Source organism: Sinisalibacter aestuarii (assembly GCF_027923545.1).
Taxonomy (GTDB): Bacteria; Pseudomonadota; Alphaproteobacteria; order Rhodobacterales; family Rhodobacteraceae; genus Sinisalibacter; species Sinisalibacter aestuarii.
The window spans coordinates 73,390-94,392 of record NZ_BROH01000012.1 but is presented as its reverse complement, the minus strand read 5'-3'; the positions used below and the strand labels follow the sequence as shown (position 1 = coordinate 94,392).

The following is a 21,003-nucleotide window of genomic DNA, read 5'->3' as shown; positions in this document are numbered from 1 at the left end:
CCTCCCCCGGACTGACCCCGCCGCCATAGCCCCGGCGGCACCACGCGGACATGACCTGCGTCAAGGCCGCGGCCAGCAGATACGGGCGACTGCATTATCATAATCCAATATTATCACCTCAATCACAAAATGAAACTTTTGCCAATCGACCCCGCTTGATACTGTCGCCCCTGAGAATGGAGACTCGCTGAGGCCATAACGGATCGGGAATGCCCGATTCACCCGAAACCGCCCCATGAACGGGACAAGCGGTTGCGGCGTGGTTGCACAGGATACTTCGTTTGCGCGAACGCAACACCTCAACTTGGGAGAGAGAGATGGACGGATCCAAACCCAGCGGCTGCCCGGTCGCCCACGGCACCACGAATTTCAGCATGCGCTCGAACAGCGACTGGTGGCCGAACCAGCTGAACCTGCGCGTGCTGCACCAGCACAGCGCGAAGGAAAACCCGCTCGGCGCCGATTTCAACTATGCCGAGGAATTCAAGAAGCTCGACCTCGACGCGCTCAAGGCCGACCTCACCGCGCTGATGACCGACAGCAAGGATTGGTGGCCGGCGGATTACGGCCATTACGGCGGGCTCTTCATCCGCATGGCCTGGCACTCGGCCGGCACCTACCGCACCGCCGATGGCCGCGGTGGCGCCTCGACCGGCAACCAGCGCTTCGCGCCGCTCAACTCCTGGCCCGACAACGTCAACCTCGACAAGGCCCGCCGCCTGCTCTGGCCGGTCAAACAGAAATACGGCAACGCGATCTCCTGGGCCGACCTGATGGTCCTCGCCGGCAACGTGGCGATGGAATCGATGGGCTTCAAAACCTTCGGCTTCGGCGGCGGCCGCGAAGACATCTACTCGCCCGAGGAAGACGTCTACTGGGGCGCCGAAACCGAGTGGCTGGCCGATTCCAAGGCCGATAACAGCCGCTATTCCGGCGAGCGCGATCTCGAAAACCCGCTCGCGGCGGTGCAGATGGGCCTGATCTACGTCAACCCCGAAGGGCCGGACGGCAACCCCGACATGCTCGCCTCGGGCCGCGACGTGCGCGAGACCTTCGCGCGCATGGCAATGAACGACGAAGAGACCGTGGCGCTCACCGCCGGCGGCCACACCTTCGGCAAGACCCACGGCGCCGGCGACGCGGCGCTCGTTGGCGCCGAGCCGGAAGCGGCCCCGCTCGAAGAGATGGGCTTCGGCTGGAAATCCTCCTACGGCTCGGGCCATGGCGACGACACGATCTCCTCGGGGATCGAAGGCGCCTGGACCGCCAACCCGACCAAATGGGATAACGGCTATTTCGACCTTCTGTTCGGCTACGAATGGAACCTCGAAAAGAGCCCCTCGGGCGCCTGGCAATGGACCCCGATCAACCCGAAGGAAGAGGACATGGCCCCGGCGGCGCACGATTCGACGAAGAAAGTGCCGACGATCATGACCACCGCCGACATGTCGATGCGGATGGACCCGATCTACGGGCCGATCTCGAAACGGTTCCATGAGAACCCCGACGAGTTCGCCGATGCCTTCGCCCGCGCCTGGTTCAAGCTGACCCACCGCGACATGGGGCCGAAAGCGCGCTACCTCGGCAAAGAGGTTCCGGCTGAAGACCTGATCTGGCAAGATCCGATCCCCGCCGGCACCGCGCTGTCCGAGGCGGATGTGGCCGAGCTGAAAGCCGATATCCTCGCTTCGGGCCTGTCGGTGTCCGAGCTGGTGCAAACCGCCTGGGCCTCGGCCTCGACCTTCCGCCACTCCGACAAGCGCGGCGGCGCCAATGGCGCGCGCATCCGCCTTGCCCCCCAGAACCGCTGGGAGGCAAACCAGCCCGAGCAGCTGGCCAGGGTGCTCGGCGTTCTGGAAGGCATCCAGAAGAGCCACGGCTCGGTTTCGATGGCCGACCTGATCGTGCTCGGCGGCGCCGCCGCGGTCGAGAAGGCCGCGAAGGATGCGGGCTTCGACGTGACCGTGCCGGTCTCGACCGGCCGGGGCGATGCCACCGCCGAGCAGACCGATGCCGAGAGCTTCGAGCCGCTTGAGCCGGAAGCCGACGGGTTCCGCAACTACATGCGCACGAAGTTCACCATTCCGGCCGAGGAAATGCTGGTCGACAAGGCCCAGCTCCTCACCCTCACCGCGCCGGAAATGACGGTGCTCGTGGGCGGCATGCGCGTGCTCGGCGGCAACCATGGCGGCAGCAAGCACGGTGTCTTCACGGCCCGCGAAGGCCAGCTCACCAATGACTTCTTCGTCAATCTGGTGGACATGGGCACCGAGTGGAAGCCGGTGGATGCCGATGCCGACACGTTCGAGGGCCGCGACCGGGCGACCGGCGACGTGAAATGGACCGCCAGCCGCGTTGACCTCGTTTTCGGCTCCAACTCGCAGCTGCGGGCGCTGGCCGAGGTCTACGCCCAGAACGACGCCAGGGAGAAGTTCGTGAACGACTTCGTGGCCGCCTGGACCAAGGTGATGGACGCCGACCGCTTCGACCTCGCCTGATTTGACCACCACCACTCACCCAGAAGGGCGGCGCTGAAAGGCGCCGCCCTTTTCGTTGGGCGGAGCGATGGCTCCGGGCCCGTTCGTCATTGCCGCCATGCCGGCGCTGATCGCTTTCACCCTCTGCCCGGCAGGGTGCTCCCCTCATCCGTAGCGAATACGAGATTTTCCCCGAGATGTAGTGGTGCCGCAGTTCTTTCGCGGCACGCCGCATGACGCAGAAGACACCATCTTCAACAAATAAGCGGGGTGCAGCTTTAGTCTCCCCGATGTTCCACGCTCGCTCCATCTTTCGATAAAGCTGAGGCAAACCAATGGGATATCCGATGCTATGGTGCCCCCAGAGAGACTCGAACTCCCGACCCTCTGATTACAAATCAGATGCTCTACCAGCTGAGCTATAGGGGCACGTAGCGGGGATTTAGCCGGTCCGTGCCTGCCGTTCAAGCGTCATCGGCTGGCGCGGGCGGCGAGGGCCACGGCGGCGAGGCCGACGGCGATCACCAGCATGGCGGCGGGCGCGGCCTGACCGATCTGCTCCAGCGAGGCCTTCTCATAGACCCGCGTCGCCAGCGTGTTGTAGTTGAACGGGCGCAGGAGCAGCGTGGCGGGCAGCTCCTTCACGCTGTCGACGAACACCAGCAGCAGCGCCGTGCCCACCGAACCACGGATGAGCGGCACATAGACAGCCCGCAGGGCACCCCCTGCCGTGCGCCCGAGCGAGCGGGCGGCCATCGGCAGCGAGGGCGAAACCCGGTCCATCGCGCTTTCCGCCGCGCCCTGGGCGATGGCGAAGAAGCGCACCGCATAGGCATAGACCACCGCAAAGGCGGTGCCGGTCAGGATCAGCCCCGGATCCCAGCCTGTGAGGGCAAGGATGGTGTCGGCAACAGCGTTGTCGAGCGTGGCGAGCGGGATCAGGATGCCCACTCCCAGAACCGCGCCGGGCGCGGCGTAGCCGATGGTCGACACCGGCATGATCCGGCGCGGCAGCCGCGAGCCGGTGAGCTTGACCCCGTAGACGAGGAAGAGCGCGCCCAACACCGTCACCACCGCCGCCGCGCCGCCGACGGTCAGCGTGTTGCGCAGCGCCTCGCCCAGACCGGGCGCCGTCCATTCCCCGGCATTGGCCAGCGCGTGGCCGCCGATCACGCTCACCGGCAGCACGAAGCCGACGAGAAAGGGCACCACGCAGAGCGCCGTGGCCAGCCAGGCCTGCCAGCCGGTGAGGCGGATCGTTTCCACCGGGCGCTGGTGGCGGGCGGCCTGGTAGAAGCGGCTGCGCGAGCGGCTGGCCTTCTCGATGCCCATAAGCACCAGCACCAGAACGAGGATCACCATCGCGATCTGCGCCGCGCCGCCGGCATTGCCCATCTGCAGCCAGGTGGTGAAGATGCCGGTGGTCAGCGTCTGCACGGCGAAGTAATCGACCACGCCGAAATCCGACAGGGTTTCCATCATCACGATGGCCGAGCCGGCGGCGATGGCCGGGCGCGCCAGCGGCAGGCCCACCCGCCAGAACCGGGCAAACGGCCCTGCCCCTAGCGCGCGCGCCACTTCGTAGATGCCGCCCGATTGCTCGCGAAAGGCCGTGCGGGCGAGCAGGTAGACGTAAGGGTTGAGCGCGGCGGCGAGCACGATCACCGCCGCCCAGCGGCTGCGGATCTCGGGAAACCAGTAATCGCGCGCGCTTTCCCAGCCGAAAAAGCCGCGCAGGCCCGTCTGGACCGGGCCGGAATATTCGAGGAAGTCAACCAGCGCATAGGCCCCGACATAGGCCGGAATCGCCAGCGGGAAGAGCAGAAGCCATTCCAGCCAGCGCGAGCCAGGAAAGCGATACATGGCGATGAGCCAGGCCGATCCGGTGCCGACAAAGGCCGCGAGCAGCGCCACCGACCCGGCGATCACTCCGGTATTGGCAAGGTAGCGCGGCAGCACCGTCGAGATCAGGTGCGGCCAGACATTTTCGTCGGGGTTGAGCGCCATCCACAGGATCGCCACGATCGGCGCCACCACCAGCGCGCCGATGACCAGCGCCCCGAGAGACCACAGGTTCGGGCGGCGCAGGGCGAGGCGCGGGGCGGAAACTTGACTCTTTTGGTCGACCATGACTGCCCATACCCCGAATTCGGTTTAACTGTCCAGAAAAGCCAGTATATTGGCGCCGGACCTGGCAAGTGAGCGGATATCGGCACGGCGACATGCATCAGATGACGGTTTCCATCCATCTCGGCGCCCATTGCACCGATGAGGACCAACTGATCAAGTCCCTCCTGAAAAACGTCAACGCCCTGCAAAGTGCCGGCGTGGCGGTGCCGGGGCCCGGGCGCTACCGCAAGCTTATTCGCACCGTGCTCGACAAGCTCGATGGCGCACCGCCGACGCCCGATGCGCAGGACGTGCTGCTTGAAGACATCCTCGAAACCGACGATGCCGAGCGTCTGGTGCTCTCGCACGAAAGCTTTATGTCGAACCATTTCAACGCGGTGCGCCACGGGGTGCTCTACCGCAATGCCGGGCGCAACACCCACGAGCTGCGCCGGCTCTTCCCCGATCATCCGGTGGAGTTCTTCCTCGCCCTGCGCGATCCGGCCACCTTCGTGCCGGCGCTGTTCGACAAGCTCAATCGCGGCACCTTCGAGGACTACACCGCCGATCTGGACCCGGAAGAGCTGCGCTGGTCGGGCGTGGTGCGCGATATCCGCGAGGCCAATCCCGACGCACCGATCACCGTCTGGTGCAACGAGGATACGCCGCTGATCTGGCCCGAGGTGATGCACGAGGTCAGCGGGATCGAGCCGCAGGTTCGCTTCAAGGGCGGGTTCGACATTCTCAGCCAGATCATGGCCAAGGAAGGGGTGAAGCGGCTGCGCAGCTATCTCGGCAGCCACCCGCCCGCCACCGAGATCCAGCGCCGCCGGATCCTCGCGGCCTTCCTCGACAAATACGCACTGGAAGACGAGGTCGAGGAAGAGCTCGACCTGCCGGGATGGACGCCGGAGCTGATCGACCGCCTCACCGCGCAATATGACGATGACATGATCGAGATCGCCCGCATCCCCGGCGTGACGCTGCTCACCGCCTGAACCGGCAGGGCAGCGCCGGGCGCGGGGCTTATTGCATGCCCAGCGCTTCCTTGTACATTTCGAGCACCGCTTCCTCTTCGGCGATCTCGTCGCGGTCGCGCTTGCGCAGCGCGATCACCTTGCGCATCACCTTGGTGTCGTAGCCGCGCGCCTTGGCCTCGGCCATCACCTCTTTCTGCTGGTCGGCGATGTCTTTCTTTTCCATTTCAAGCCGTTCGAACCGCTCGATAAACTGGCGCAGCTCGTCTGCCGTCACGCGGTAGCTCGACGGTTTGCCTTCGTCTTCCATCACGTCCATCTCGTCCTCCGGGGGTTGGGTCACGCCTTGCTACAGGGGTGGCCGCGCCCCTTCAAGGGCTCACCGCCAGGCTTGAGACCGGCGCGGATATCGCGTATCCCCACCCCAGGGAGCGCGGTCGCCGACAGGCACCGGCCTTCTTCCCTTGTCCCGCACGGCACGCCTGACGTGAAGCGGGCATATTCGCGAATGAACATATCGCCTGCGGTTGCGGGATTGCGTCGTCCGGTGCCCGGCCGTTCGCGGCACGCATCGGGCAAGGCCAGAGTGGAGTGCGCCGATGTCGCGGTTCGAGCAGGAGTTGAAATGGCTGGCCTTCGCCCTCGGCATCGGCTCGACCATCGCGCTCGTGCAGAACTGGCACCCCTGGCCGATGATCCTCAGCCTGCCCTTTTGCCTGCTCTGGATCTATTTTGCCTGGCTGCACCGCGAGCCACAGCTCAAATACATCAATATCGTCTTCGCGGGGCTTTATATTTACGGGATCACGCGCTACTTCCTCGTGGCGTAAGCCCGGCCCCGGCGCACAGGAGTGCCTATGAAACTGCTCATCGTGATCGGCGTGATCGTCTCGGCCATCGGCCTGGTCGGGCTGGTGGTCTCGCTCCTGCGGGTGCTGAAGGCCAGGCGCGCGGGCCTGTCGGACGAGGCGCTGAAAGAGGCTGTAGCCCGTGCCATGCCGCTCAACATGGGCGCTTTCGCGCTCTCGGCGCTCGGGCTGATGATGGTGGTGGTGGGCGTGATCCTCGCCTGAGGCGTCACCGGTTCAGGCTGTCGAAGCCGTGGCCGTTCTTGATCAGATCGTCAAACATCGGATCGGGCGCCCAGAGCGCCCCGTCGCGCCCCTCGGCCCAGCCGCGCATCCGGTTGCGCGCCACGAGCAGCCCGGTGCGGTCGGCCGCCTCCATCGGCCCGCCACGCCAGCGCGGAAAGCCGAAACCCAGCACCAGCGCCACATCGACATCCGAAGGCTGCGCGGCCACGCCATCCGCCACCAGCGCCGCGCCGGCATTGGTCATCGCGTCGATGCAGCGCGCCTCGATCTCCGCCACCGGCACCCGGCGCGGGACGATCCCCGCCACGCGCCGGCGCTCGTCGATCAGCCCCGCCAGCGCCGGGTTGGCGCCGATCGGGCTGCCCTCGGGCCCATAGGCGTAGAACCCCTGCCCGGTGCGCTGCCCGGTCCAGCCGCGCGCGATCATCTGGGCGATCAGCCCCCGCCCCGCGCCCGGCGCATACTCCAGCCCATCGGCGTCGAGCCGCTGGAAGGGGCCTTGCGCAAACCCGTAATCGCGCAGCACCGCGTCGATCTCGGCCAGATGCGCGCCCTCTTCGAGCAGGTGGGTCGCGGCAGCGATGAAGGCGCCGAACACGGTGACCGACAGGCACGGCCCCGCGCGCATCGGCAGGATCGGCACCTTGCCGAGCGCCCGGGCGAAGGCCACGCCGGTGGCGGCCAGATCGCCCGCGCCGGATTGCGCGCGGGCGATCTCGACCACGCCGCTGCGCGGCGACGGCGGATGGAACAGAAGGCGCATCAGATCGGCCCCGCGCCCGGTCTCCACCGCCAGCGCATCGAGGTCGATGCCCGTCGAGGTGGTGGCCAGCACGATGCCCGGGCCGGTCGCGGCCGCGATCCCGGCCAGCGCGGCGCGGCGGGCGGCATCGCCCTCGTCCATCGCCTCGATCACCAGCTCACAATCGGCGAAGGCCGCCGGATCGCTCGCGGTGGAAAACGCTGCCAGCAGCGCCGCGCGGCGCTCATCCGCGAGGCGGCCCCGGGCGACATCCTGCCCCAGCCCCGCCTCGACATGGATCGCCACCTCCGCCAATGCCTCGGTGTCATGGTCCTGCAACGTCACCCGCATCCCCGCGCCGAGGCAGCCGCGCAGCAGCGCGAGCGCATGGCTGCCGCTGCCGGCGATGCCCACCCGCTCGATCCGGCGCGCGGTCTCGCTGCCAATGGCCGAGCCGCGCGCGGTGCGCCGCTCGGCAAGGAACAGATGACGCAACCCGCGCGCCTGATCGCTCACCACCAGATCGTCGAAAGTTACCTTCTCCAGCGCCAGGCCGGCCTCGAAGGGCAGCAGCAAGGCCGCTTCGACCAGATCCACCGCCTTTGCCGCCGCGATGCGCTTGTCGCCCGCGAGGCCGGTGCGGCGCTCTGACACGATGTTGAGATAGCCGGTCGGGTCGGCCATCCCCTCGGCGCGGTCCCGGCTGGGACGGGGGCCGGTGGCGCTGTCGATCATATTGCGGGCCGTGCCGAGCGCGGCGCGTTCGAGGTTCTTGTGCACCGCCTTGTCGATCAGCCCGAGCCGGGCGGCCTGTTCGGCGCTCACCGGGCGCGCGCCGAGCAGCATGTCGAGCGCGACGCGCGGGCCGACGAGGCGCGGCAGGCGCTGGCTTGCGCCACCCGAAGGCACGAGGCCCAGCGCCACGTCGGGCAGGCCAAGCTGGGTGTCGTCGCTCGCCAGCCGGTAATGGCAGGCCAGCGCCAGCTCCAGCCCGCCGCCAAGCGCGGTGCCATGAATGGCGGCGATCACCGGTTTGGGGCTGTTTTCGATGGCGCTGCAGAGCGTGCCGAGGCTGGGCGTTTCATGGTCCGGGCGGAAATCTCGCAGATCGGCCCCGGCAGGAAAGGTGCGGCCCTCGGCCCGGATCACGATAGCACCGACCTGCGGGTCTTCGATCCCGGCGGCTATGGCCGTGGCGATCCCCGCACGCACGGGCTGGGAGAGCGCATTGACCGGCGGATTGTCGACGATGACAAGGGCCACGCCCTCCCGCACGGAATACTCGACCAATTCGCCCATCGGGCCCCCTGCGCCTCGCTCAGAGCCGTCCGCACCGCAGGGCGCGCCGGCCATGTGTCGTTTGCGCAAGTCTAAGCCGGGCGGGCCAAAACGCAACGCGGTTTGCCCCGCCTGCGCGGGCGCGCGCCCGGTCAGACCGGCATGTTGTCGAAATCGTCGCCGTCTTCGTCGTCACCCGCGCCCGAAAGCGCATCTTCGAATTGCTTGAGGTCGGCGGGCACCGGCAGACCGAGGGCGCGCAACTCGGCGATCTTCTCGCGAAGCTGCTCCTGCAGCACATGGCTGTCTTCCGGCTTCGCGACGATCTCGTTCATCAGCAAGTCGATCGCGGCCTTGATGTCTTCGAACGCCATCTTGTCCTCCGTGTCGGGGCACCGCCTGAGCGCGGCGCCGGGCGGGCGGTCAGCCGCGCTTGTCCGCACAATTGCGGCAGAACGGGGTGTAGGGCACCACGTCAAGCCGCTCCTGGGAGATCTCGTCGCCACAGCTGACGCAGAAGCCGAACTCGCCCTCATCCATACGCACGAGCGCCGCCTGGATCTTGGCGATCTCGGCCTTGCCGGAGGTGCCCATGCTTTCGAGCACCTCGTCGCCCTCGCGCTCGGTGGCAAGCTCTTCCCAATCGCGCGACTGGTGACTGTCGAGCGTTTCGTCGATCTCCTGCAATCTGGCCTTGAGCTCGGCCAGCCGCGTTTCGAGAACGCCGCGATATTTCACCGTATCGACCATCAATCGTCTCCTGACTGTCGCGCTATCGTGACCTGAGCGGTAGCCTCATGCCTTGATACAAGTCAACATGATTGCGCTAAGGCGACAAGGCCGCCAGATCGGGAAAATCCGCCATGTCGCCGGGCAGATCCGGCAGAGCCGCCTCCTCCGGCGCGGGCGCTGGTGGCGGCAAAGGTTCGGGTGGCGCGGGCCGGGCTGGCGCGGGATCGGCACTATCGCCCGGTGCGTGCAGACGCAGGGCGCGGTGCCCGTCGGCCTGGCCGAGCCGCGCACGCGCCACCACCCGGCCCGACAGATCCTCGACGGCGACCCGGTCGAGCGCCGCGCGCGGCAGGGCGATCACCGACCCCACGGCAAGGCGGGTGACCTCGGCCAGCGGCATCCGGCGCCGGGCGAGAATCGCGGCAAGCTCCGCCTCGCTTTGCAGCACCGTGGCGCGCAGCGCCTCGGTGAACGGCCCGCCATCGCCCGCCGGCGCCCCGCCGGCGCGCCCCGGCGCGCGCTCGGGCAGGATGACCAGAAACGTACCCGCCTTGGCCCCGCCGGCCAGATCGAGCGGCAGGGCGAAGCGGCGATAGCGCCCCTCTTCGAGCGTGAGGGGGATGGCGCGCGGCTCCGCCAACGCCAGGGCGTAACGAAAGCCGGTGAGCGCCGGGGCCTCGGCCAGCCCGCCCGCCGCCGCCCGCACCTCGAACATCTCCAGCGCCCGGTCGATGAAATCGGCGCACATGATCGCATCGGTCCGCGTCGGCGCGCGCGGCTCGGCGGGGCGCGCCGCCACCCGGCCCGTAGTCTGAATCTCGATCAGCGCAGCGACAAGCTGGGCATCGAGCACGACAAGGCCGAAACGCCCGCCATCGCCCTCCACCAGCCCGATCAACGGCGCCTGCGGCAATTCGCCGACGATCCGCGCCAGACTCGCCCGGTCCTCCGCCACCTGCCCGGCAATGGCGGCCAGCCCCGCCGCCTCTTCGGCGGCCTGCACCACGCCGTCGCGCAGCGCCCGGCCCGCACTGAGCTGGCCGATCTCGGGCGGGGGCCGCCCCGCCCCGGCCTTGCGGCGCATCGCGCTTGGCTTGGCTTCTGCTGTCATCTGGTCCGCCATCCGGGCTGAAGTTCGCCCGACATGTGTCGCAGAGCAAGGTTTACAAATGGTTGAGCCGGGCGGGCATCACCCCTCCGGCAGCGTCACCCGAAACGCCGCCCCGCCCTGCCCCGGCAGATAGGCGATGGCGCCGCCGAGCTTGTCCATGATCTCGCGGCTGATGGCGAGGCCAAGCCCGGCGCCGCCGGCCTTCTGATGGTCGGAAAGCCGCCAGAACTTCTCGAAGATCATCGGCAGGCTACCCTCGGGAATGCCCGGCCCGTTATCGACGAAATCCACCACCGTGCGCCCGGCCTTGCGCGAAACCCAGATCGTCAGCCGGGGCTTGTCGGCATCGCAATATTTGCGGGCATTGGCCACGAGGTTGATGAAAACCTGCGCCAGCCGGTCGGTATCGGTCTCGATCTCGATATCTTCCCGCGCCCGGTCGCGGCGGATCTCCATCCCGCCTTCATTGCCCACCGCGGCGATCGCGCGGTCGAGCACCGCGCCGAGCCGGGCGCGCTGGATATTGAGCGAGACCTGCCCGGCCTCCAGCACCGAAAGATCGAGCAGATCGTCGAGCAGGCGGGTGAGGCGCACCGCCTCGTCCTGGATGATCCCCGCGTAACTCGATTGCGCCACGCCATCGAGCGGGGCATCGCGCAGGATTTCGGAGAAGGAGCGGATCGAGGTCATCGGCGTGCGCAGCTCATGGCTGATCTGGCTGAGAAAGGCATCCTTCTGGATCGAGATCTGGGTGAGCTTGTCATTGGCTTCGCGCAACTGGCGGGCGGTGCGGCTCAGCTCTTCGGATTTTTCTTCGAGCTGCGAGGAATATTCGAGCATCTGCTGGGTTTCATCCGCCACCGCCATCAGGTCTTCGACCGAAACCGCCGCGCCGCCGACGATCTGGCCCACCATTGCATGCGCCGTGGCCGCGCCCACCGAACCCGACAGCTCGCGTTCCAGCCGTTCGAGGAATTCCGGCGTGGTATCGGGCAGATAGCCCGATTTGCCCTGCGCCGCCGCCTGCGCGCGAAACAGCGCCTGCGCCGCGTCGCCGCCCATGATCCGCTGCGCCATGATCAGCAGGTCTTCCGCCTCCACCGCGCCGCGCGCCCAGCCCTGCGCCGAGGAGGAATGCTCGAACACATTGACGAATTGCGCCCCCTGCAGCCGCTCCAGCGGCGAGGGGAAGGAGACCAGCGAAAACACGAAGAAGAAGGCCGCGTTGAACAGGAGCGACCAGATCAGCGCATGGACCACCGGGTCGAGCCCGGTAATGCCGAAAAAGGCTTGCGGGCGCAGCCAGCCGATGCCGAAGGGGCCGTTGGCCATGATCTCGGGCGAAAACACGCCGGTGCCGAAGGAGGGCAGAAAAAGCGCATAGACCCAGATCGCGAAACCCACGATCAGCCCCGCCGCCGCGCCGGTGCGCGTGGCGCCGCGCCAGAACAGCCCGCCGAGCATGGCCGGCAGCACCTGGACAATGCCGGTGAACGAGATCAGCCCGATCGCCGCCAGCGCCGCGCCGCCGCCCGACAGCCGGTAATAGAGATAGCCAAAGCCCAGAACCACACCGATGGAGACGCGGCGCGCGAGCAGTACGATGTTGCGCACATCGCCCGACATCGCCGCGCCGCCTTGCCGGAGCGACAGCCAGATCGGCATGACGATATGGTTCGAGACCATCGTCGAAAGCGCGATGGAGGCGACGATCACCATCGAGGTGGCGGAAGAGAAGCCGCCGAGGAACGAGAGCATCGCCAGCCCGTCGCGCCCCTCCGCCAGCGGCACTGTGAGCACGAACAGATCGGGGTTGGCGCCTTCGGGCAACCGGCTGAGGCCCACCGCCGCGATGGGGATCACGAACAGGCTCATCAGGAACAGATAGAGCGGGAAGGCCCAGGAGGCGGTGGCGAGCTGCTTTTCGTCGACATTTTCCACCACCAGCACCTGAAACATCCGCGGCAGGGTGAGGAAGGCCGCCGCCGAGAGGAAGGTGAGCGAAACCCAGCGGCCCGGCTGAATGTCCCAGGCCGAGATCGGCGATGCGTCGATGGTGGCCGCCACCTGGCCCGGGCCGCCGGCAAGCCCCCAGACCACGAAGATCCCCACCGCCAGCAGGGCCACAAGCTTCACCACCGCCTCGACGGCGATGGCGGTGACCACACCGTGATGGCGCTCGTTCACATCGAGGTTGCGGGTGCCGAACATCACCGTGAAAACGGCAAGCCCCGCCGCCACCCAGAGCGCGGTGGCGGGCGCGCCGCCGGAGACGAGGCCATGCGCCTCCTCCTCCGCCGAAAACACCGCCAGCGAGAGCGTGACCGACTGAAGCTGCAGCGCGATATAGGGCGTGGTGCCGATCACCGCGAGCGCGGTGACGATCACGCCCAGCAGGTTCGACTTGCCGTAGCGCGACGAGATCAGGTCGGCTACCGAGGTGATCCGCTGCGCCCGCCCGATCCGCACCAGTTTGCGCAGGATCCACCACCAGCCGACCATCACCAGTGTCGGCCCGAGATAGATGGTGACGAATTCCAGCCCCGAGCGCGCGGCATAGCCGACCGCGCCGTAGAAGGTCCAGGCGGTGCAATAGATCGACAGGCTGAGCGTGTAGATGATCGGCGCCCGCAGCCAGGCCCCGCGCCCCGCCCGCGCCCATTTATCGGCCCCGAAAGCCACGGCGAACAGGAAGGCCACGTAGATCAGGCTGACGAAGATCAGAAGATTGGAGGTCATGCGCCGCCGCTTTCGGCCTCGTCGCCCGGTGGCGCCGCATCAGGCTCCAGCGGATCGAAGGCGACACCGCCCGGCGCGCGCGACAGGATCCGCACCAGTACTGCCGCCGCGACGATCAGCCCGAACCAGGCGGCAAAGAGAAACACGCCGAGCGAGGCGGTGCCGTAGCCGGTCACCCCACCGCCGAGGAGCGGCGCGAGAAACAGCAAAAGCCCCACCACCGGCAAGAGGCGCATCGCGTCGATCAGACGGCGGCGGCGATAGGTCTCACGGCCGAGAAAGATCGGTTCGCGCGGACTTGGCACCGCCTCAGCCCGCAAGCTCGGCCAGCGCGGCGACCAGCTCGGCGTTGGCGAAGGGTTTGGTCATGAACCGGGTCACCCCCAGCGCGGCGGCAAGTTCGCGATCCTTGCGCTGGCCGCGGGCGGTGAGCATGAGCACCGGAAGCTGCGAGAAATCGGGATCGGCCCGCAGATCCTTGAGGATTTCGTAGCCCGAGCGGCCCGGCAGCATCACATCGAGCAAAACCACGTCGGGCTGCGCCTTGCGCACCGTGGCGGCGGCCGTCTCGCCATTGGCGCAGGCGGTCACCTCCCAGCCCTCACGGCTCAGGATGAACGAGATCGCTTCGATGATGTTCGGCTCGTCTTCGACGAGGACGATGCGCTTGCCCATCCGTCTCCCTTCGGTCCCTCCCCCGGACCTCTTGGCCCAGACTATCCCGAAAGCGGGGGCCGGTGTCAAAAAAACTTATGATCGGGGGCGGGGCGCACCGGGAAGGTTTTGCCGGCGAACGGAAAAACGGGGGGCGGCAAAACAGCACGCGCCCCGCCGGCAAGCGACGGGGCGTGCAATCGGTTTCGGCTCAGGCGCCGGGCGCTGCCTCAGGCAGCGCGCGGCCGGATCGCGCCGCGGATGGTCTCGCCCAGCGCATGACGGGTGCGCTCGATATCGTGCTCGATCTGGAGCTGCAGCCAGAAATCCGCCGCCGTCGAGAAGTAACGCGCCAGCCGGAGCGACAATTCGGCATCCACCGGCCGTTCGCCCGCGATCAGCCGGGTCAGCGTCGAGACGGCAACGCCGATCTTGCCCGCAAGCGCTTCGGGGCTGAGGCCGTTCGGCGTCAGGTATTCCTCGCGCAGCACCGCGCCCGGGGTCGGGCAGAGGAAGAGCGGCGCCACCTTTTCCTGCGCGGCATGATCGGCGATGGCTTCTTCCACCGGCAGCCCGGCGGCTTTCCAGGCGGTCAGCCCGCCCTCCATGTGCAGCACCTGCGCATGACCGGCCTTGAGCAGCATCCGCCCCGCCGCCGCCGAACGCTTGCCGATGGCGCAATGCAGCACCAGCTTCTTGTCGCCCAGCACCGGGAATACATCGGCATCGAGCTCCGAGAGCGGCATCAGCAGCGCACCGGCAATATGTTCGAGGTCATATTCCTTGGTTTCGCGCACATCGACCAGCACCACCTCGCCCGCGTCGAGCCAGTCGGCGACGGTCTGGGCAGTGACGGCGATAAGGTCTTCGGTCGTTTCGGCCATGAGAGCCTCCTGTTCGTGTTGGGGAGGTGATAGCCGGTCGGGCGGGAAAATGTCCGCCCGAAGGTGCCCGCAGCCCCGCAACCACGGACCGGGACCGGAGACGGAAACAGAACATCGTTCCGGTTTGCCGCTTCCCGCGCCCGAATCTGCGATATGCGCACACGAAAAACGGCGCCCCGATGGGACGCCGTTCTTTCAGCCCACAGGCTGGATCAGGTTCAGGCTGCGTCGGAGATGAACTTCACCGCGTCGCCGAAGGTCTGGATGCCTTCCGCCGCATCGTCCGGGATCTCGATGCCGAACTCTTCTTCGAAGGCCATCACGAGCTCGACGGTATCGAGGCTGTCGGCGCCGAGGTCGTCGATGAACGAGGCCGATTCCGTGACCTTGTCTTCTTCCACGCCGAGGTGCTCGACAACAATTTTCTTCACGCGATCTGCGACGTCGCTCATGTTAATTCCTCACAGTTTTTCAGGCACTTGGCCCTGTTTTGACGGCCCCGTGGAGCCACTCCATATTCCCCGGGTCATCCGGAGCAGCCCCGGTTGGAGGCCAAAAATCTGCGCTCCCTTTAGCACAAAGTGCCCCGGGGGCAAATGATTTGTCCGGGCGGTCAGCATGGCGCGAAACCGCCCCTGCCGCGCCCGGCTCACAGCATCGCCATACCGCCGTTCACATGCAAGGTGGCGCCGGTGACATAGCCCGCCTCTTCCGAGGCCAGGTAGAGCACCGCCGCGGCGATCTCTTCCGGCGTGCCCATGCGCGCCGCCGGGATCTGGGCGTTGATCTTGTCTTTCTGATCGTCGTTGAGCTTGTCGGTCATCGCGGTGGCGATGAAGCCCGGCGCGACGCAATTCGCCGTGATCCCGCGCGAGGCGACCTCGTAGGCGATGCTCTTGGTCATGCCGACCATGCCGGCCTTGGAGGCCGCGTAATTCGCCTGACCGGGATTGCCGGTGGCGCCGACGATGGACGAGATGTTCACGATCCGCCCCCAGCGCGCCTTCATCATGCCCCGAATCGAGCCACGGCAGAGCCGCATCGTCGAGGTCAGGTTCACATCGAGCACCGATTGCCAGTCGTCATCCGACATCCGCATGAACACCTGATCGCGGGTAATGCCGGCATTGTTGACGAGAATGTCGAGCCCGCCCATCGCCGCCGCGGCCACCTTGGGCAGCGCGTCCACCGCCTCTGGGTCCGACAGATTGCAGGGCAGCACATGCACCCGGTCGCCCAGCTCGGCGGCCAGCGCGTTGAGCGGCTCCACCCGTGTGCCCGAGAGGCCCACCACCGCCCCGGCCCCGTGCAGCGCCCTGGCGATGGCTCCGCCGATGCCGCCGGAGGCCCCGGTCACGAGGGCGGTTTTCCCAGTCAGATCAAACATATCCAGTCCTTTTCGTTGCGCCGCGCTCAGACGGCGAGGCTTTCGACGGCGGCCTTCACCTCATCGGGCGTGCCGATATTGCGGGTCGCGATCTCGCGGTCGATGCGGCGCACCATGCCCGAGAGCGCCTTGCCCGCGCCGATTTCCCAGATCTCCGTCACGCCTTCGGCCCCCATCCAGGCCACGCTCTCGCGCCAACGGACCGAGCCGGTGACCTGCTCGACCAGCAACGAGCGGATCGTCGTCGGGTCGGAAATCGCGCTGGCACGCACATTGGCCACCAGCGGCACCTTGGGGCGTTCGATATTCACATGGCTGAGCGCCTCGGCCATCACCTCCGCGGCCGGCTGCATCAGGGCACAGTGGAACGGCGCGGAGACCGGCAGCAACACCGCGCGCTTGGCGCCCTTGCCCTTGGCGATCTCTACCGCGCGCTCCACCGCCGCCTTGTGGCCGGACACGACCACCTGGCCGGGATCGTTGTCATTCGCCGCCTGGCAGACCTCGCCCTGCGCCGCCTCCCGCGCCACCGCCACCGCGGCTTCGAAATCGAGCCCGAGAAGCGCGGCCATCGCGCCCACGCCCACCGGCACGGCTTTTTGCATCGCCTCGCCGCGCGTGCGCAGCAGGCGGGCCGTGTCGGCCACGCTGAGCGCCCCGGCGGCGGCAAGCGCGGAATATTCGCCCAGCGAATGCCCGGCGACGAAAGCGGCGGCCTCCACCGTCACCCCCTCGGCCTCAAGCGCGCGCATCGCGGCGAGCGAGGTGGCCATCAGCGCCGGCTGGGCGTTCTGCGTGAGGGTCAGCACCTCTTGCTCGCCCTCCCAGATCAGCGCGCTCAGCTTTTCGCCAAGTGCCTCGTCGACCTCGTCGAACACCGCCTTCGCGGCCGGAAAGGCCCCGGCCAGCTCCTTGCCCATGCCGATCGTCTGCGCCCCCTGCCCGGGGAATACGAATGCGCGGCTCATGGCCCCTCCCGTGTCATATCCGTTCCTGCCGGGGATAGCGCGGGGCGGGGCAAAAGAAAAGCGCCGCGCTCTGCGGCGCGGCGCTCCGAAGGCCGTCGGGCCGGTGCCGGTCAGTCAGCGGCGGCTTGCGCCAGATCCCGCACCAGCATCGTGCGCAGGTGGTCGAGCGACGCCTCGCGGCCCGAGGCCACCTCGATCGCGTCATCACCGCCGCCGATCCGCAGGAAAAGCCGCGCCGGGCGGCTGTGATCCTTCGAGCGCAGCAGATAGACCGAGGACACATCGGCAAAGTCGAGGGTCACACGCGGATCGAAATCGCCGCGCAGGTGCCGCCGCCCGATCTGGATCTGGCCCGCTACCGTATCGACATGCAATTCGGGATAATCCCCTTCGGCGCCGACATTCAGCAGCAGAATGCCGGTAACGGCGAACATCACCAGCGCGGCGAGTTTCATCGAGACGAGCCCGTTGCTCGCGTCGCCATCGGGCACGATGAGCAGCCCTGCCGCCGCGATCAGCAGAAAGGTGCCCGCGAACCGGGCGCCAGAGGCGAGCACCGCGCGCGCGCCCTGACGGGGGGCACCGGCGCGGATCGCATAGCCGCTCTCGGTGCTGACAACAAAGGGGCCACCTGCCCCGTCCGCGCCTAACGATGGGCGCGATCCGAACTCAAACTCGTTGGCCGTTGCAGACATGGCGTACCTCGGGTTTGTTCTTATCCTTTCGTTAAGTGGTCGCGCCTCATTCTGTCGGAATTGGGGCACGCTCTGGGCGATTCTCTGCTGTTGGCGCAACCACAGCGCGATCCGGGCCCGCCGGCTTGCATCATGAGCACAAGGGTGTATAAGGCCCCGTCCTTCCGCATGTTTGCGAACCGCGTGGCCTCTCGTGGGTGGGAGCGGAAGGATCTGCCCGCCCTTTGAAGCCCGCCTGACAGAACTGGAGCTGACATGCCGCTTTACGAGCATGTGATGATCGCGCGTCAGGATCTTTCCAACGCGCAGGCCGAGGGCCTCATCGAACATTTTGGCACCGTCCTCAAGGACAATGGCGGCAACGTCGTTGAAAGCGAGTACTGGGGCGTCAAGACGATGGCCTACAAGATCAACAAGAACCGCAAAGGCCACTACGCCTTTCTGAAAACCGACGCGCCCGCGACCGCCGTCCAGGAGATGGAACGCCTGATGCGCCTGCACGACGATGTGATGCGCGTGCTGACGATCAAGGTCGACGCCCACGAGGAAGGCCCCTCGGTGCAGATGCAGAAACGTGACGATCGTGGCGACCGCCGCGAGCGCCGCGATCGCTGAGTGAAGGAGAGCTAAGTCATGGCCGCGAAACCGTTTTTCCGCCGTCGCAAGGTCTGCCCGTTCTCCGGTGAGAACGCACCCAAGATCGACTACAAAGACACCCGGCTCCTGCAGCGCTACATTTCCGAGCGCGGCAAGATCGTTCCGAGCCGGATCACCGCCGTCTCGGCGAAGAAGCAGCGTGAGCTGGCCCGCGCGATCAAGCGCGCCCGCTTCCTCGCCCTTCTGCCCTACGCCGTGAAGTAAGGAGGGACCCATGCAAGTCATCCTGCTCGAACGTGTGGCCAAGCTTGGCCAGATGGGCGACGTGGTCGAGGTCAAGCCCGGCTACGCCCGCAACTTCCTGCTGCCGCAAGGCAAGGCGCTGACGGCCTCCGAGGCCAACATCGCCCAGTTCGAAACCCAGAAAGCCCAGCTTGAGGCGAACAACCTGGAAACCAAGAAAGAGGCCGACGCTCTGGCCGAAAAGCTTGGCGGCCAGCAGTTCGTCGTGATTCGCTCGGCCTCCGATTCCGGCTCGCTCTACGGCTCGGTCACCCCCCGTGACGCCGCCGAAGCCGCGACCGCCGAGGGCTTCACCGTCGACAAGAAGCAGATCGTGCTCAAGGCCCCGATCAAGGATCTTGGCCTGCACAATGTCGAGGTGCGCCTGCACCCGGAAGTGGAAGTCGAGATCACGCTGAACGTCGCCCGCTCGCCGGAAGAGGCCGAGTTGCAGGCTTCGGGCAAGTCGATCCAGGAGCTCGCCGCGGAAGAAGAGGCCGCGCATGACTTCGAGATCGGCGAGCTGTTCGACGATATCGGCGCCGCGACCGACGAAGATGCGGATCTGGCCGAGGCTGTCGCCGAGGACGAGGCCGAGGAAAAAACCGAAGAGTGATCTTCGGCCTTCGGACAAGATCATCAGCCGCGCGGGGCGACTCGCGCGGCTTTTTCGTGCCCGTTCACGGATGTGCCCGCGCGCCTATTTCGGCTTGCGCAGCATCTCGATCCCGACATTGTCGCGTCCGAACGAAATATACTGGTAGCTCTCCGGAGCGAGCACGTCCTGCAGCGCCTTGTACTCGTGGTGACGCCAGCCGGGATAGCCGTAGAGTTCGTCAAACAGGATCACGCTGCCCTTCACGAGCCGCGGCTTGACCGCTTCCAGTGCGAAGCGCGTCGGCGTGTAGGTGTCCATATCCATATGGATGAAGGCAAACGGCGCCTTGCCGGTCTCCTTGAGGTAGGGCGGCAGCGTGTCCTGCACCCAGCCGACCACCAGCGAGACATTTTCGGGCACGTCGGGCAATATGCCGCCTTGCGAGAATGCGCCCGCCGCGCGCCCGGTCTGAATGCCCGTCCAGTCCTCCTCAAGCCCCTCGAAACTGTCAAACCCGGTCAGCGTCTTGCCCGCCGGCGCCATGGCCTTGCCGAATTGCCGGCAGCCCGCTCCCGCGGCCACCCCAAGCTCGATATACAGACCGTCCGGCACATCGTTGTTCAGCGCGCGCCGGATACAATAGGCCCGGTTGTCGACATTCTTGCGAAACAGCATCGCCTGTTCCATGTGCTCTTTGAACGCCTCGGCGCTCTCGCGCTTCGAGAGGTCGACCAGATGCGAAATCGGGCTGTCTGTGTCTGCCATTCCCTGCCCCCTGTTTGTTTGCACCACGCTAGCAGAGCGGAGGATTTCGGTCCACGCCGCAGCCGCCCGCTGCTTTGGGCAATCCTCCGCCCAGCCTCTGCGGCGGGCTTTCCCTCGCGCGCGCGCCGGCGCAGGATGCCAGAAACCAATCCGGGGTCCCTCATGTTCCAGTTTTCGCGCCGTTCTTTCGTTCTCGCCAGCCTTGCCACACTCGCCGCCTGCGGCAAACGCCCCACGCCCGAGGCCAGCCCCCGGACATCGCCCTATGAAACCGCCGAGATCCGCCGGCTCATCGACAAATGGGCCGACCATTACGAGGTGCCGCGCGATCTCGTCCATGCTCAGGTGCAGCGCGAGAGCGGCTACCGGGCGGATGCGCGCAACGGCCCCTATTACGGCCTGATGCAGATCCTGCCCGAAACGGCGCGCACGATGGGCCATCGCGGCCCGGCGAGCGAGTTGCTCGACCCGGATGTGAACCTGAAATACGCCGTGAAATACCTGCGTGGCGCCTATCTCGTCGCCGGCGGCGACAAACAGGACGCGATGCGCTGGTATGCCCGCGGCTATTACTACGAGGCCAAGCGTCTCGGGCTGCTGGAAGAAACCGGCCTGCGCGGCTAGCCATCCGCCGTGCAGTGGAACGGCAGGAACGAGCCCGCCGCCCCTTCCATCACGATCATCAGCGTCAGCATGTCGGCGAGCCCCTTCTCGGCATCGCTCTGCGGGCAGACCTCGCCCCGGATGGTGCAGCCGGAGGCCAGAAAGGCATCATGCGCCGCAACGAAGCGCTCCGACAGCGCCAGCCCGGGCGCGCTCATCTCCCAGGCGCGGGTGTAGAGGCGGCATTTCTCCGCCCGCCAGGCCTCGGCCTGCTCCTGCGCCGCGCCGGGCGCCGCCACGAGGCCAAGCAT

At 67.0% G+C, this 21,003-nt stretch carries 24 protein-coding genes and 1 tRNA gene; 8 read left to right on the top strand and 17 right to left on the bottom strand.

Translation table 11 applies throughout. The annotated features are described in order from the left end of the window. Nucleotides 1-317 precede the first annotated feature (317 nt). Nucleotides 318-2,498, top strand: coding sequence for a catalase/peroxidase HPI (katG, locus tag QMG28_RS17020; protein ID WP_281843516.1), 2,181 nt, complete (start codon nt 318-320; stop codon nt 2,496-2,498). Nucleotides 2,499-2,830: 332 nt separating this feature from the next. On the opposite strand, the gene QMG28_RS17015 is transcribed toward katG, so the two are convergent. Both QMG28_RS17015 and QMG28_RS17010 read right to left on the bottom strand, forming a co-directional pair. Further along, nucleotides 2,831-2,906 (bottom strand) — tRNA-Thr (locus QMG28_RS17015). A 42-nt stretch (nt 2,907-2,948) separates the two neighbouring features. Continuing rightward, complete coding sequence (locus QMG28_RS17010; RefSeq protein WP_281843515.1) at nt 2,949-4,607, bottom strand: ABC transporter permease; 1,659 nt, start codon at nt 4,605-4,607, stop codon at nt 2,949-2,951. 101 nt (nt 4,608-4,708) lie between these two features. Here QMG28_RS17010 and QMG28_RS17005 point away from each other — a divergent pair, with 101 nt between their 5' ends. Next, nucleotides 4,709-5,584 (top strand): hypothetical protein, encoded by an 876-nt coding sequence (locus tag QMG28_RS17005; RefSeq protein WP_281843514.1) that lies wholly within the window; start codon nt 4,709-4,711, stop codon nt 5,582-5,584. Between the two features lie 28 nt (nt 5,585-5,612). On the opposite strand, the gene QMG28_RS17000 is transcribed toward QMG28_RS17005, so the two are convergent. Beyond that, entirely contained in the window at nt 5,613-5,882 is a 270-nt protein-coding gene (locus tag QMG28_RS17000; RefSeq protein WP_281843550.1) for a DUF2312 domain-containing protein, read from the bottom strand. Between the two features lie 280 nt (nt 5,883-6,162). Between QMG28_RS17000 and QMG28_RS16995 the strand changes: the two genes are divergently transcribed. Both QMG28_RS16995 and QMG28_RS16990 read left to right on the top strand, forming a co-directional pair. Next, entirely contained in the window at nt 6,163-6,393 is a 231-nt protein-coding gene (locus tag QMG28_RS16995; protein WP_281843513.1) for a peptidase, read from the top strand. 27 nt (nt 6,394-6,420) lie between these two features. Then, on the top strand, nt 6,421-6,636 hold the full coding sequence (locus QMG28_RS16990; protein WP_281843512.1) for a hypothetical protein: 216 nt from the start codon (nt 6,421-6,423) through the stop codon (nt 6,634-6,636). Between the two features lie 4 nt (nt 6,637-6,640). On the opposite strand, the gene QMG28_RS16985 is transcribed toward QMG28_RS16990, so the two are convergent. The 12 genes from QMG28_RS16985 to QMG28_RS16930 form a co-directional block, all read right to left on the bottom strand. Then, nucleotides 6,641-8,698 (bottom strand): enoyl-CoA hydratase-related protein, encoded by a 2,058-nt coding sequence (locus QMG28_RS16985; protein WP_281843511.1) that lies wholly within the window; start codon nt 8,696-8,698, stop codon nt 6,641-6,643. Between the two features lie 131 nt (nt 8,699-8,829). Further along, the gene (locus QMG28_RS16980; protein WP_281843510.1) at nt 8,830-9,051 is read right to left on the bottom strand and encodes a hypothetical protein; all 222 of its coding nucleotides are present in this window, start codon (nt 9,049-9,051) and stop codon (nt 8,830-8,832) included. A gap of 49 nt (nt 9,052-9,100) precedes the next feature. After that, nucleotides 9,101-9,427: a TraR/DksA family transcriptional regulator gene (locus tag QMG28_RS16975; RefSeq protein WP_281843509.1), complete on the bottom strand. Its 327-nt coding sequence runs from the start codon at nt 9,425-9,427 to the stop codon at nt 9,101-9,103. A 76-nt stretch (nt 9,428-9,503) separates the two neighbouring features. Further along, entirely contained in the window at nt 9,504-10,520 is a 1,017-nt protein-coding gene (locus tag QMG28_RS16970) for a FliM/FliN family flagellar motor C-terminal domain-containing protein (protein ID WP_281843508.1), read from the bottom strand. 78 nt (nt 10,521-10,598) lie between these two features. Next, nucleotides 10,599-13,259 (bottom strand): ATP-binding protein, encoded by a 2,661-nt coding sequence (locus QMG28_RS16965; RefSeq protein ID WP_281843507.1) that lies wholly within the window; start codon nt 13,257-13,259, stop codon nt 10,599-10,601. Then, complete coding sequence (locus tag QMG28_RS16960) at nt 13,256-13,564, bottom strand: hypothetical protein (RefSeq protein WP_281843506.1); 309 nt, start codon at nt 13,562-13,564, stop codon at nt 13,256-13,258. The genes QMG28_RS16965 and QMG28_RS16960 overlap by 4 nt, the downstream gene beginning before the upstream one ends. 4 nt (nt 13,565-13,568) lie before the next feature. Further along, the gene (locus tag QMG28_RS16955) at nt 13,569-13,934 is read right to left on the bottom strand and encodes a response regulator transcription factor (protein ID WP_281843505.1); all 366 of its coding nucleotides are present in this window, start codon (nt 13,932-13,934) and stop codon (nt 13,569-13,571) included. A 209-nt stretch (nt 13,935-14,143) separates the two neighbouring features. Next, nucleotides 14,144-14,797: a HigA family addiction module antitoxin gene (locus tag QMG28_RS16950; protein ID WP_281843504.1), complete on the bottom strand. Its 654-nt coding sequence runs from the start codon at nt 14,795-14,797 to the stop codon at nt 14,144-14,146. Nucleotides 14,798-15,015: 218 nt separating this feature from the next. Further along, nucleotides 15,016-15,249, bottom strand: coding sequence for an acyl carrier protein (locus QMG28_RS16945; RefSeq protein ID WP_085525034.1), 234 nt, complete (start codon nt 15,247-15,249; stop codon nt 15,016-15,018). Nucleotides 15,250-15,446: 197 nt separating this feature from the next. Further along, nucleotides 15,447-16,184, bottom strand: coding sequence for a 3-oxoacyl-[acyl-carrier-protein] reductase (fabG, locus tag QMG28_RS16940; RefSeq protein WP_281843503.1), 738 nt, complete (start codon nt 16,182-16,184; stop codon nt 15,447-15,449). 26 nt (nt 16,185-16,210) lie between these two features. Further along, nucleotides 16,211-17,152: an ACP S-malonyltransferase gene (gene fabD, locus QMG28_RS16935; RefSeq protein WP_281843502.1), complete on the bottom strand. Its 942-nt coding sequence runs from the start codon at nt 17,150-17,152 to the stop codon at nt 16,211-16,213. A gap of 110 nt (nt 17,153-17,262) precedes the next feature. After that, a complete protein-coding gene (locus QMG28_RS16930; RefSeq protein WP_281843501.1) occupies nt 17,263-17,847 on the bottom strand; it encodes a hypothetical protein in 585 nt (194 codons plus the stop codon). A 255-nt stretch (nt 17,848-18,102) separates the two neighbouring features. Between QMG28_RS16930 and rpsF the strand changes: the two genes are divergently transcribed. From rpsF to rplI, 3 genes are read left to right on the top strand one after another with little or no spacing between them, the layout of a single operon-like run. After that, a complete protein-coding gene (rpsF, locus tag QMG28_RS16925; RefSeq protein ID WP_281843500.1) occupies nt 18,103-18,462 on the top strand; it encodes a 30S ribosomal protein S6 in 360 nt (119 codons plus the stop codon). Nucleotides 18,463-18,480: 18 nt separating this feature from the next. After that, nucleotides 18,481-18,708, top strand: a complete 228-nt coding sequence (gene rpsR, locus QMG28_RS16920; protein WP_005608650.1) for a 30S ribosomal protein S18 — start codon at nt 18,481-18,483, stop codon at nt 18,706-18,708. A gap of 10 nt (nt 18,709-18,718) precedes the next feature. Beyond that, nucleotides 18,719-19,342 carry a 50S ribosomal protein L9 gene (gene rplI, locus QMG28_RS16915; RefSeq protein WP_281843499.1) on the top strand — a complete coding sequence of 208 codons (624 nt, stop codon included), beginning with the start codon at nt 18,719-18,721 and terminating at the stop codon, nt 19,340-19,342. Nucleotides 19,343-19,426: 84 nt separating this feature from the next. Here the strand turns inward: rplI and QMG28_RS16910 are convergent, their stop codons facing one another. After that, a complete protein-coding gene (locus QMG28_RS16910; protein ID WP_281843498.1) occupies nt 19,427-20,089 on the bottom strand; it encodes a class I SAM-dependent methyltransferase in 663 nt (220 codons plus the stop codon). A 162-nt stretch (nt 20,090-20,251) separates the two neighbouring features. Between QMG28_RS16910 and QMG28_RS16905 the strand changes: the two genes are divergently transcribed. Next, nucleotides 20,252-20,713, top strand: coding sequence for a lytic transglycosylase domain-containing protein (locus tag QMG28_RS16905; RefSeq protein ID WP_281843497.1), 462 nt, complete (start codon nt 20,252-20,254; stop codon nt 20,711-20,713). Here the strand turns inward: QMG28_RS16905 and QMG28_RS16900 are convergent. Then, entirely contained in the window at nt 20,710-21,003 is a 294-nt protein-coding gene (locus tag QMG28_RS16900) for a hypothetical protein (RefSeq protein WP_281843496.1), read from the bottom strand. The genes QMG28_RS16905 and QMG28_RS16900 overlap by 4 nt on opposite strands.